This window comes from Alteromonas sp. 4NS20-0143, assembly GCF_057542855.1.
Map to the genome: position 1 here is coordinate 50,618 of NZ_BAAJLR010000001.1, position 12,585 is coordinate 63,202.

A 12,585-nucleotide genomic window follows, 5' to 3' on the forward strand; every position below is an offset into this window, starting at 1 on the left:
TTACGTTATTGATAGCGGGTAGCAAACCAGCTGTGGGGGTTCTTCTGAACCAATATTACCCGTTCGCCTTTATCAAAAAGCTCCTCCGGTTCTAATGGCTCAACTAAAACAAAATGGGGTTGTGAAAAGTTGTCAGTAAACTTGGCTTCTGCAGGGTTGCCTCTCGATGCTCGCCCGATAGTAATTTGTGCAACGGCTCCTACGAAATCGTCGCTGTGCATAGCACTTGTTTCTACACTTGGGAGAAGGAGAGCAATGATAAATACAGATTTTGAGGTGATAAAAAGGCCCAAGACTACTGCGGCAGGCACTGATATAAGTTTAGGCAGTGCCGTATTGAAAGTCAGTGAACTTATGCCGTTAATCGTAATACCGCTTAGCCCGAAGCAGGTAAGAAAAACCACTAGCCATACAAGAAACGGCACTTTGTTTATGTTCAGCCAGCTTGCCAACTCAGTTCCCATAAAACCGTCGGCATTAGTCTCGCCAATCTCATCGCCAATACCGAGTAAGCTTAACCCAAATAGCATGCTTACCAGTTCCAGTACGGCTATAAAGGCTATGGCGGTTAGGGCTATGCTGAACCAAAGATTTGAGGGGGATAAAAGAAGGTCTGTCATGTACATCATCCGTGATCGTGTTGACTTTTTATACCACAGCCTAAAATATATTCCAGTAATAAAAAGCAACAGAATGTAAACGACAACATGGTGAGCAAGCAGCGGCATGCTCACTCACTAGGCTAGTAGGGTATTAACGTGAGTTCGACATTTCCTTAATGGTTATGCTCTCCTTCAAGTGCACGGCCGTGTTGATCGTAGAAGCCACTTGCACCAGCTTCAATGAAGCCTTGAGTGACCATTTTTGTGAGAAATGGATCGGTATGATCGTCACCAATATCAGCATAATCAGTTGACTGATAATCAACCCGACGAGCGAAAAAGCTGCTTACGTCTGCTTCATAATCTGCATTGGTTAGTGTCCAAGTGCGATGCATACTGCCTTGCTCAATATCAAAGCGTTCTATCAATCGTTGCTGTGGTAGCCAAACTAATGAGAAAGAGCCTGTCGCGGTTTTAAGCGCGTAAGTGTCTTTTTGATTGCAGTGTTTACCTTCAGAACTGACAAGCGTCATAGTATCGATAAACGTGTCGCTAATAAGCTGATAACGAAAAGAGAAATCAGTCTCTTTTTTGCCATGAATGGTCTCACCAGGTTGATATTCGATAGCGCGCTGGTGGCCATCAAAGTAACGAACGGGTTTAATCAGTTTATTGCGAACCAATGTGTAAACTTCAGTAATTTGGGTCGACGGATATTGGTGTGCCACCTTGTTGTCCATGCGCCACAACGATAACGTGCTCTCACGCACGCTGTTGTGCACATCGCCACCCATGTCGATATGTTGAGTACTTTTAATTGTATAGTCAGCTTTAACCTGTTTACCGTTTTCTTTGCACATTGCAGAAGTGTCATCGGCATTTACCGCGTGCGCAGTGGCAGTAAAGCTAAAAGCAGTGAGAAGAATGAGTAACTTTTTCATTTTCGCTCCAGTTTCGCTCAGATAACGAGAGGAACGGCTGGCTCCTCTCGTACATATAAATGGAAATACAAATGGCCCTAGCTGGTAAGCTAAGGCCATGTTTTTATTTTATTTTTATTTAATTAAACATTGCTTAAATATTGCCTAAAAATGACTTGGACAATACTTATTCCAGCGTACTTTCTGCTTGCGACACATAGTCACCCGCAAAGTCCATCACATGGAAGATGATGCTTTGCTCATTAGTACCATTCACTAAGAATGCACCTGGGCCTTTGGCATAAATGCCAACGTCTTCGCCCGAGTGTGTTTCTGAGCCAAGTGGCACTAACGCTTCTTGGTGATAACCCGGAGTCGTCGTGTCTACGTCGGTGATATCTTTACGACCGGTGTCGGCTGCAGCTAGGTAAGATGCGTCTGAATTAGTCACGTCGCCCAAGTTTCTGTAGCCAAGACCATTGGTGTAACCCAAAGTCGTGTAAGGCGTACCGTCTGCGGCAGTTGCTGCCTCATCAGAGCCTACGTTGACTACTTTTCCAAGAATGGGGTTGCCGCGTTTTGGATATCCTGCAATGGTGAACACGTGGCCGTGGTCAGCGGTAACAATGATAAGCGTGTCTTCATCATTAGTTAGCTCGTCTGCCGCAGCGACTGCTTCAGCAAATGCAATCGTATCGTGCAGCGCACCGAAGGCATTTCCAGCGTGGTGAGCGTGGTCAATACGACCCGATTCAACCATTAAGAAGAAACCTTCATCGTTGTTATCGAGTACTTTAATGGCCGCGCTTGTCATTTCAGCAACCGATGGTTCACCTGCAATATCATTACCGCGGTCAGCTTCATATTGCATATGCGATTCGTTAAATAGTGCGAATACGCGCTCGGTAGTTTCTGTGTCTAAACCATCAAAACCTGACTGGTCAAAAACGTAGACACCGTTGGTGTACAGGTCTTGCCATTCTGCCGTTAAGTCGCGTCCATCTGTGCGGTCGCCTTCAGTGCTGCTTGCAGCATCAGGGCTATTAAACGCAGCGTCACGTGGTAAGAAGTGACGACGACCGCCACCCATTACTACTTCGATACCATCAACGTCTAAACCGTCAAATTTAGCTTCAAGGTTAGCCTCAAATTTTACCAACTGATCGGCAATATCAGTACAGCCTGCCGTAACTGCTGCTTCAGGCATATCTGAAATGTCTTCCCAGTTGCGATCTGCAGATTTAGCATAAGTAGCAGCAGGTGTGGCATGGGTAATACGAGCTGTAGAAATGATACCCGTAGATTTCCCTGCAATTTCAGCAAGCTCTAGTGCAGTAACCAACTCGTTACCTGCTACAGTAGTGCAATCGCCGCGCTCAATGTCTTCATCAACGCCAATTACACCCACATCGGTCTTAATACCGCTCATCATCGCGGTCATTGTGCCCGCGGAATCTGGCGTTTGTGCATCAACGTTATAGGTTTTTGATAAACCAGAGAACGGGAACGCATCGAAGCTCAATTGATTCTCTTCTCCCTCTAGCCCTTTCATTTGGCCGTCGAGAATACGTGCTGCGGTAACGGTTGAAACACCCATGCCGTCGCCAACGAAAAGGATAACGTTTTTGGCTGTGCCTCGAAGGCTCTCAACCATAGCGTTAAGCTCTGCTTGGGAATTAGCGGTTGCAACACTGACATTGGATGAAGAAGCAGCACTACCAGAGGTTGCATTCATCCATACGCGTTTGTTGTTCTCAACTTCTGCCTGCCCATCAACAAACCAGTCGTTGTTTAAGCTGGTAAGAATTTCACTGCTACCTACAGAGTCGACCCCTGGCACACAAACAAAGCTTGTCGATGTGATTTCAGCTTCTGCAAGCGTGCCATCGCTATCGCTGTCTAAACCAGAGTCGATGCGAACACCACTATTAGGGCAGTTTGCATCGCCCACAGCTAATTCGGTTTGTACAGTAAGGCTGTTTACGCCATTACTTCCGTCAGCACCCGCGGCGCCATCAACGCCGTCTTGGCCGTCGTCGCCTTCTAAAGAACACGCAGACAAACCTGCGATAGCTACTGCAATTAAGCTTAATTTAAATACATTCATTTTCTTATCTCCACTTATTCGTTAACAAGGCCAAGGGCTTGATTAATTAAGTGGAAAACAACGTTTTGCTCTACCACGCCTTGTGCAAGTTGACTTCCAGGTCCTGTTGCATGCAATGAAATGTCTTCACCCGAATGCGTTTCAGAGCCCAATGGAATGAGTGCTTCTTGGTGAAATCCTGGAGTTGTTGTGTCGATATTGGTTAAATCTACACGGCCAGCGGCATTATCTAACGCGTAGGTGGCGTCTGAATTCGTTTCATCGCCTAAGTCGCGGAAACCAAGACCATTTGTGTAGCCTAGGGTAGTGTAAGGTGTGCCATCTGATGCAGTTGCTGGCTCCTCTGAGCCTACATTCACAACTTTGCCTAAGATAGGGTTACCACGCTTAGGGTAGCCTGCAATAGTAAATACGTGGCCGTGGTCGGCAGTAACAAGAATAAGCGTTTCTTCTGGGTTGGTATTTTCAACGGCTGTCATTACTGCTTGTTCAAAAGCAAGAGTATCGGTAAGCGCGCCTGCGGCGTTGCCTGCATGGTGGGCGTGGTCAATTCGACCAGACTCAACCATCAAGAAAAAGCCATTGTCGTTGTTATCGAGAATATTAATAGCGGCTTCTGTCATTTCTGATACTGAAGGCTCGCCTGCAATGTCGTTACCGCGGTCTGCTTCATACTGCATGTGCGATTCGTTAAACAAGCCAAATACGCGCTCTGTTGATTCAGTATCGATAGCGTCAAAGCCTGCTTGGTCGAATACATAGACACCGTTTTCATAGGTATATTGCCATTCTGCTGTCAAGTCGCGCTCATCAGTACGATCGCCTTCTACATCGCTTTGTGCATCAGGGCTGTTAAAAGCCTCATCGCGGGGTAAGAAGTGACGACGACCGCCGCCCATTGCTACTTCAATACCGTCAATGTCTACGCCTGTATAACGGCCTTCTACATAAGATTCGAAGTTAACAAGCTGGTCAGCAATATCTACACAACCCGCTGTTACAGCCTCTTCAGGCATATCTGAATTGTCTTCCCAGTTACGATCGGCTGATTTCGCATAGGTAGCAGCTGGCGTAGCGTGAGTAATACGAGCAGTAGAAATAATACCAGTAGATAGGCCTTTAATTTCTGCAAGTTCTAGCGCGGTAATCACTTCGTTACCTGCCACAGTAGAGCAGTCGCCCCGTTCTATGTCTTCGTCAACACCAATCACGCCTACGTCTGTTTTAAGGCCTGACATCATCGCTGTCATGGTGCCAGCAGAATCTGGAGTCTGTGCATCTACGTTGTATGTTTTCACAAGCGCAGTATGGGGAAAAGATTCGAAGCTTAAGTAGCCTTCTTCACCAGGGTTGCCAGCTAATTGCCCTTTGTGAATACGAGCAGAGGTAAGAGTAGAAATACCCATACCGTCACCAACAAAAAGAATAACGTTTTTGGCTTTGAATTTATTATTCGTTGCTAGTTTCTCAGTCAATTTCGATTGCGCATCGGTGTACCAAGCGCTATTTGTTTGATGCTCTGGCAATACTGCAGCCTGTAGCCCAGCGGATACCGCCATTGCTACTGCTGTGCATGCTACTTTCCAGTTACGATTCATGGTTGTTTCCTAAACGTTTTATTAAAATCGGTTGTGGGTAGGCGTGTTGTAAAGCAAATAGCTATTTTCCATTGTGCCTTTGCTTAAACGCAGGCTGGAGGTTAGGCAGGATTAGTGACATTTATTTGACAGATATATTGCTAAACTGTCACAACTGTCACATTACGTTAATAGAAAGTGAGCATTAAGAAAGGAAGTTGAAAAATTCTATATATTTATTAACTGTTTGCGAGAATGTGCAAAAAAGAATGATTAACAAAAATTTTTTATAGGTTGTGGACTGACCAGTTTGTAAGTGTCAGATAAACTTACATAAAATTGTGATGTTGTAACATAACTTCAGATGGAGTGACCTTCAAAACACTGCCTTGGTCATACCAATCACCAAGTACTATTCGCGTTGCAGATTTACCGTTTGCTTGAAGTGAGTGGATCTTAGGACGGTGCGTGTGCCCGTGGATCATTCGCTGCACATCCCATTTTTCGAGTGCATCAACCACTTCAGAGGGGGTTACATCCATTATCTCTGGCTTGAGGCTTTGTTGGTTTACTTTGCTCTGGGCTCGGCCATTGCGAGCAACTCTGCGTCGATACCATAAAGGGAGGGCAAGCATGAGTCTTGGCCACCACCATCCGCGCGATTTTTTGCGAAACTTTTGGTAAGCCACATCTTTTGTGCAAAGCTCGTCGCCATGAGTGAGCAGTGTTGGAGTGCCGTACAGGTCGACAACTTCCTGTTCATTTAACAAGGTCATGCCTGCTTTATTTAGCCAGTTGTGCCTTATCGCAAAATCACGATTGCCGTGAATAAAGTAAATAGGGCAATGCTGACTTACTTGCTTGAACGCTTTTGCCACTGCCGTATTGAATGGGTTTACGTCATCATCGCCAATCCAGACTTCAAAGAGGTCGCCCAACACATAAAGCGCATCCGCGTTAATAGCGTCTTCTTCTAAAAAGCGCATTAAACAGTCGGTAATATCAGGTCTATCGGCGCTAAGATGAAGGTCGGCAATAAAGTAAGTGAAAGGCATAGTGTGTCTTTTTTAGATTAAACAGGCCGCACCTAAAAGATGCGGCATTCGCTTTATTTATGAAGCTGTTCTAACAATATAGCGGCCGAAATCAAAGCGGTTATTTCACCATTTATCTAACCGCTAATTGATTAGCTTATACAACAAACGCTTTTTCAATAATTACTGGCTCTACCGGTACATCTTGGTGATAACCGTTGTTGCCTGTTTTCACGGCTTTGATCTTTTCTACCACATCCATACCTTCAGTTACTTTACCGAACGCACAATATCCCCATCCGTTAGCACTTTCGCTAGTGTGGTTAAGGAAGTCGTTATTGTTAACGTTAATGAAAAACTGTGATGTAGCTGAGTGTGGGTCTTGCGTACGCGCCATAGCAACGGTACCAACTTCGTTTGCTACACCATTGTTAGCTTCGTTTTCGATAGGAGCCTTAGTGTCTTTTTGCTCCATGTCTTCTGTAAAACCGCCACCTTGAACCATAAAGTTGTTGATTACACGGTGAAAAATAGTGTTATCAAAGAAACCGTCTTGAACGTAAGAAAGAAAGTTTGCAACGGTATTAGGCGCTTTGTCTTCGAAAAGCTCTAGCGTGATATCACCATAATTTGTTTTTAACGTAACCATTGAAGATGTCCTATATATTGACTGTAAAAATGTGCGCTAATGGTAGCGCAAAAGCGTTGTTTGGGGAAATAGCGACGCATAATTAAGCGGTCACAGGATGTTATTACTCATTTAGGCCAGTTTTGGCTTTTTATGCCAGTGAAATAGGGGGTTAAAAGCCTTACCATTATTTTTATACAGTGCTAAACTTTGCGCCCAAAATTGATATACAGGAAGACTCTTTATGCTACATCTTTACAATACCCGAACCCGTGAGAAGGCTAAATTTGTGCCGCTTGAAGAAGGGAAGGTGGGTCTGTATGTGTGTGGTATTACTGTATACGACCTCAGCCATATGGGGCATGCCCGCACCTATTTAAGTTTTGACGTGTTGGTGCGCTATCTGCGCCACCTCGGGCTTGACGTAAAGTATGTGCGTAACATTACGGATATTGACGATAAAATTATTGCCCGTGCAAACGAGAACAATGAAAGTTTTGAAGCGTTAACCAAGCGTACAATTGGCATGATGCACGAAGACTTTGCAGCAATTAATCTGCTTGAGCCCGATGTTGAGCCTACGGTGAGTGGGCACATGCCCGAAATTATCGACATCATTGAGCGCTTAGTTGAAAAAGGCTACGCCTATCAAGCACAAAGCGGCGACGTACTATTTGATGTCAGCAAATATGAAGACTACGGCAAGCTAAGTAAACAAGATTTAGACCAGCTGAAAGCCGGTGCGCGAGTAGAAGTAGCGCAAGGTAAAGACGATCCCCTCGACTTCGTATTATGGAAAACCACTAAGCCCGGCGAGCCAGCATGGTCATCACCGTGGGGCGAGGGTCGACCTGGTTGGCATATAGAATGTTCGGCAATGAACTATAAGCATCTAGGCGCCCATTTTGACATTCATGGGGGAGGTTCAGATTTAACCTTTCCGCACCATGAGAACGAAATCGCGCAGTCATGCTGCGCCCATGACAGCGAGTATGTAAACGTGTGGATGCATGCTGGAATGGTGCAGGTTGATGACGAGAAAATGTCAAAATCTCTCGGCAACTTTTTTACTCTTCGCGATGTGTTAAAAGAGCATGATTCAGAAACCTTACGTTTCTTTTTAATGTCTGCTCATTACCGCAGCCAGTTGAGCTATTCGCAGGACAACATTACCCAAGCTAAAGCAGCGCTTGAGCGTTTATATACAGCGCTTCGCGGTGTTGAGATTGATGAAACGGCTGAGTTAACACACGGTGGTTATTTAGCGCGCTTTGAAGCTGCTATGAACGATGACCTTAATGTGCCAGAAGCGTTCTCAGTGCTATTTGATGTGGCTCGTGAAATTAACCGCAAAAAAGATGATCCTGCTGAAGCGGGCAAGTTAGCGTTTGTGTTAAAACGCTTGGGCGGTATTTTAGGCATGCTGCAAAGTAACCCTGATGCGTTTTTAAAAGGCGGCAACGACAACAACGATGAAGCTGTTGAAATTGAAGCGCTGATAAAACAACGTAACGACGCAAGAGCCTCAAAAGACTGGGCTGCTGCCGATGCAGCGCGCGATGCGTTAACGGCAATGGGCGTAGTGCTAGAAGATGGCGCGGGTGGTACAACCTGGCGTAGAAGTTAGTATAGTTACCCCTTAGTCAGTTTGTAGTGTACTCAACGCATGATAAGGGGTACACGAATTTAAGTATGAAAGCCTGCTATTTAGCAGGCTTTTTTGATCGCTTTCGGTGAGTATTGTCTAGCGTTCCTTAAGACAGTCTTAAGTTTTGGGTGTTATACTTAAAAAAAAGCAATAAACAGAGCACTATGCGAATTCTCCTTGTTGAAGATGATAAGCCTTTGTCTGACGCCTTATCACACTCTCTTCGTGCAGCTAATCATGCTGTTGATTGCGTTTTCCGTGGTAAAGATGCCCTTAGCGCAGTGCTTGATGAACAAACAGACCTAATAGTCTTAGATTTAGGCCTACCCGACATGGACGGGCTCGACGTGCTAAAGTCTATTCGACAGAAAAGTAAGTCTATGCCTGTCATCATTTTAACTGCCAGAGATAAAATCACTGATAAAATATTAGGTCTAGACGCGGGAGCCGACGATTATCTGCCAAAGCCCTTTGAAATGGACGAACTGCTTGCTCGGTTGAGAGTTATTGAGCGCAGGCAGGGGACAGCCGCCACGTCGCTTGTCTCTGTAGGGCGAGTGTCTCTCAACACGCAAACATTAGAACTTTCTGTTGGCGACGTCATGGTTACCCTTCCACGGCGTGAATTAATGTTGTTGAAAGCGCTGATGGAAAACGCAGGGCGTATTCAGTCTAAGCAAAAACTAGAGTCGCGTTTGTATGAATGGGGTGAAGAAGTGGCAAGTAACACCATTGAGGTTCACATTCATCACCTACGTAAAAAACTACCTGATAAGTTTATTAAAACCATTCGCGGCGTTGGCTATTCAATACCGCAGGTAGAGAACAAATAGTTGCGATCGATTAGGCGATTCCTCACTCTTATACTGGTGAGTTCATTGATACTCATCATCTTTAATGCGGCTATACATGGATACCGCTCGGCCATGTCTGTGTCTGCATCCTTGATGGATAATGAATTAAAAAGCGTATTGCACGCTTTAGCGTTAAGTGAAAGCAAGTCAACAGGCGACTTAAAGGCAAATGAACTTGCTTTTCAAATATGGCGAGGACAAAAGCTGGTTTCACACAGCGGCCTATCGGAGCGCTTGCCCATCGCACGTTTTAATGATGGATTTTCAGACCAGAATTTTAGCGGGCAACGATGGCGAGTTTTTAAGCAAGCTATTGATGGCGAACTTACTATTATAGTTGCTCAGCCTTTGCAACACCGTGTGCTGTTAACTGAATCATTAACGATATCAGCAATCACGCCCTTTCTTTATGCAGTGCCGTTACTCGCCATCATTATACTGCTGGTTGTTACTCGAGGCCTATCGCCGTTAAAAGCGTTATCCAACAAATTATCTGTTCGACAAGGGAAAGACTTGTCGCCAGTGACACTTTCGTCAATTCCTACAGAAATGATGCCGGTAATGGATACGCTGAACACCATGTTTGCAAGGCTTAACAGTGCGTTTGAGCGAGAACAACAGTTTGCATCCAATGCAGCACATGAATTGAGAACGCCATTAAGTGTGATGAAGATAAACCTTCATAACCTTGCCGAGTCGATGGTAGATAAAAAAGACGCCTTGCAAAATATTCAAAAAGACACGGACAGAATGATTCACGTTGTTAACCAGATACTGCTGCTCAGTCGCACCAGCCCCGAGCTATTTAAAATGCAGCTCGGCAACGTGGATGTCGTTGCCATAGCTCAGAAAGTTATTACCGACCTGTACGGTAAAATTGAAGATAAACAACAAGACATAAGCCTCGACGGCGAGTCTGCTTTTTTAATGAGTACGGAATTTACGCTGTACACGCTATTACAGAACCTCATTGCTAATGCCTGCGCATACTCACCTAACGAGGCGGTTATTAAGGTATCTGTTTCACAAAATGAAAAAAACACTGTGATATGTGTAGATGATTCAGGGCCTGGTATTGACGAATCAGAGCGAGAAAATGTCCTTAAACGTTTTTATCGCGACCAATACCAAGACAAGTACAAATCTACAGGCAGTGGACTCGGGCTTGCTATCGTGGGGCAGATTGTGACCATGCACAAGGGAAGGATAGAATTAGACACCGCCCCAATAGGGGGCTTACGCGTTCAAGTAATGCTACCGAATCTGAGTAATACTGAATGACAATTTTCTCAAAGCGCTCGGTGCTACTTTCTTGGTTTTTCGTGAATGGATTGGTGTGCGGTAATGCAAAGGCCGCGCTACCAGAAGCGGTTATCGAGATTCGAAATCATCTTTTTATTCCTCAAAGCGTTACTGTGCCTGAAGGGCAAAAAGTACGCTTGGTGTTTATTAATCATGACAGTACACCAGAAGAAATTGACAGCTTTGATTTAAATCGAGAGAAAGTGATTTTTGGTCAAAGTCGAGGGGTTATTTTTATCGGCCCATTGCCCGCAGGAGAGTATGGCTTTTTTGGTGAGTACCACCCTAACTCAGCAGTAGGTAAAGTGATTGTCACCAATAGTGTTGACAACGCTATTGACGGCACTAGCGAGGGAAAGGCCCATGATTAACTCTGTTATATTGTTTATTCGCGACACCTTGCCCATATTTTTACTAGTGAGTTTGCTGTTAAGTCAGTCCGGGATACGGCTGCTTCCTTTAGGCCTAGGTATACTTGTTGGACTTTTGTTTGCCTGTGGTTGGTACGTCAATCTCTCTTCGCTGGCAACAATAGCAGACGGCGCAGGGCTTGAACTGATTAAAGTCGCTCTACTGCTTTTTGAATTGATGATGGTGTGCTTTTTTGCCAGAGATCTAGTGGCCCAACATCAAAGAGCGAATTTGTGGGCCGTATTACTGGTGGTGGCCATCACCTCAGGCAATGCCATTCACTTTTTCATTTATTCGGTAGCTTATTGGTCGAATGAGCAAACAGATATGAGCCTAGTAATGGGCAGTATAATTGGTTTAGGTATTAGTTTGAGTTTAAGCATACTGCTTCATGCGATGGTTAATTCGATTAGATACTCATTACCTAAGCTGATTGCTCTGTGCGTGTTTTGTGCCGGGCAGTTTGCCGGCATTGTCACTCTATTAGAGCAAATCGACTATCTCAATGTATCTGCAAGACTTTGGAATTCCTCAACATGGGTGGCGGATGGCAGCGAATATGGTCATTTGCTCAATGTCTTGTTTGGCTACGAGGCTACGCCCAGTAGTGCGTATATGATTGCTTACTTGACTGCGGTTTTTCTACCCACTTTATCCGCTTTTGTGTTTCAAAAAGACACGGGCATGAAAAAATACGAGGCACCATCATTATGAGAAGCGTTATTGAAAGTGCCATTCGATTTGCGATGGGTTGTGCAATGAACAAATCCGCTAAAAATTTCATGAAGTCCGGGGTGGCACGGTCACTTTTAATTATGCTTTCTTTCAGTCCGTTTGGCACGGTAATGGCAGATAATTTTGTGGTAGATAAAGTTTATCATCCCTATGTGTTGCCATTTGAACGTGAGTTTGAGTGGCGCCTGACATCTCGTCAAAATGACGAAGGTAACCTACTGATGCAGCGAATATCTGCTGGGCATGCACTCTCTGAACGAACAATTTTAGAGCTCTACGTGGTGGGCAGCAGGGACGAGAATGATGACTTTTCGGTTGCCTCTTATGAGCTTGAATTACGTTCTATGTTGACAGAGCAAGGGCAATACTGGGCAGACTGGGGCGTATTATTTGAATTGGAAAAGCAAAATGATAGGAATGATTGGGAAATAAAAAGCGGTATTTTAACGGAAAAAGAATTTGGGCGTTTTTCGCTTACTACTAATGTAACCTTAGTTTACGAGTGGGGCGAAACCATTAAAAACGAATTCGAAGGCGAATTTAAAATGAAATATCGCTATCGCTGGATCCCAGAAGTTCAGCCTGCAATAGAATTCTACGCCGCTGAGGACTTTATTGGCGTTGGCCCCGCATTTATGGGAATTCGTCGGTTCGACGGGCAAAAGCAGCTTAAGTGGGAGCTTGGCTTTATCGCTGGGCTAAATGGTGACAACAAAGACCATACCCTACGTATGGTTTTAGAATACGAGTTTTGATTTCCATAACGC

General features: G+C 44.8%; 12 protein-coding genes. 6 read left to right on the top strand and 6 right to left on the bottom strand.

The window, feature by feature from the left end:
* Nucleotides 1–5: 5 nt before the first annotated feature.
* The 6 genes from AC27HD_RS00215 to AC27HD_RS00240 form a co-directional block, all read right to left on the bottom strand.
* On the bottom strand, nucleotides 6–620 hold the full coding sequence (locus AC27HD_RS00215; RefSeq protein WP_487103031.1) for an OB-fold-containig protein: 615 nt from the start codon (nucleotides 618–620) through the stop codon (nucleotides 6–8).
* A gap of 155 nt (nucleotides 621–775) precedes the next feature.
* Complete coding sequence (locus AC27HD_RS00220) at nucleotides 776–1,543, bottom strand: hypothetical protein (protein WP_487103033.1); 768 nt, start codon at nucleotides 1,541–1,543, stop codon at nucleotides 776–778.
* Between the two features lie 166 nt (nucleotides 1,544–1,709).
* Nucleotides 1,710–3,629: an alkaline phosphatase gene (locus tag AC27HD_RS00225; RefSeq protein WP_487103035.1), complete on the bottom strand. Its 1,920-nt coding sequence runs from the start codon at nucleotides 3,627–3,629 to the stop codon at nucleotides 1,710–1,712.
* Nucleotides 3,630–3,643: 14 nt separating this feature from the next.
* Complete coding sequence (locus AC27HD_RS00230) at nucleotides 3,644–5,227, bottom strand: alkaline phosphatase (protein WP_487103037.1); 1,584 nt, start codon at nucleotides 5,225–5,227, stop codon at nucleotides 3,644–3,646.
* Between the two features lie 308 nt (nucleotides 5,228–5,535).
* On the bottom strand, nucleotides 5,536–6,261 hold the full coding sequence (gene lpxH, locus AC27HD_RS00235; protein WP_487103039.1) for a UDP-2,3-diacylglucosamine diphosphatase: 726 nt from the start codon (nucleotides 6,259–6,261) through the stop codon (nucleotides 5,536–5,538).
* 136 nt (nucleotides 6,262–6,397) lie between these two features.
* Nucleotides 6,398–6,889 carry a peptidylprolyl isomerase gene (locus AC27HD_RS00240; protein WP_032096712.1) on the bottom strand — a complete coding sequence of 164 codons (492 nt, stop codon included), beginning with the start codon at nucleotides 6,887–6,889 and terminating at the stop codon, nucleotides 6,398–6,400.
* Between the two features lie 223 nt (nucleotides 6,890–7,112).
* Here AC27HD_RS00240 and cysS point away from each other — a divergent pair, with 223 nt between their 5' ends.
* The 6 genes from cysS to AC27HD_RS00270 all read left to right on the top strand — a co-directional run bounded on the left by cysS (nucleotide 7,113) and on the right by AC27HD_RS00270 (nucleotide 12,573).
* A complete protein-coding gene (gene cysS, locus AC27HD_RS00245; RefSeq protein WP_487103041.1) occupies nucleotides 7,113–8,495 on the top strand; it encodes a cysteine--tRNA ligase in 1,383 nt (460 codons plus the stop codon).
* 185 nt (nucleotides 8,496–8,680) lie between these two features.
* Nucleotides 8,681–9,349 carry a response regulator gene (locus tag AC27HD_RS00250; RefSeq protein WP_487103043.1) on the top strand — a complete coding sequence of 223 codons (669 nt, stop codon included), beginning with the start codon at nucleotides 8,681–8,683 and terminating at the stop codon, nucleotides 9,347–9,349.
* A 36-nt stretch (nucleotides 9,350–9,385) separates the two neighbouring features.
* Entirely contained in the window at nucleotides 9,386–10,651 is a 1,266-nt protein-coding gene (locus AC27HD_RS00255) for an ATP-binding protein (protein ID WP_235207897.1), read from the top strand.
* Nucleotides 10,648–11,043: a cupredoxin domain-containing protein gene (locus tag AC27HD_RS00260; protein WP_032096708.1), complete on the top strand. Its 396-nt coding sequence runs from the start codon at nucleotides 10,648–10,650 to the stop codon at nucleotides 11,041–11,043. The genes AC27HD_RS00255 and AC27HD_RS00260 overlap by 4 nt, the downstream gene beginning before the upstream one ends.
* On the top strand, nucleotides 11,036–11,797 hold the full coding sequence (locus tag AC27HD_RS00265) for a hypothetical protein (protein WP_487103045.1): 762 nt from the start codon (nucleotides 11,036–11,038) through the stop codon (nucleotides 11,795–11,797). The genes AC27HD_RS00260 and AC27HD_RS00265 overlap by 8 nt, the downstream gene beginning before the upstream one ends.
* A gap of 101 nt (nucleotides 11,798–11,898) precedes the next feature.
* Nucleotides 11,899–12,573, top strand: a complete 675-nt coding sequence (locus AC27HD_RS00270) for a hypothetical protein (protein ID WP_487103872.1) — start codon at nucleotides 11,899–11,901, stop codon at nucleotides 12,571–12,573.
* The last annotated feature ends 12 nt before the right edge of the window (nucleotides 12,574–12,585 follow it).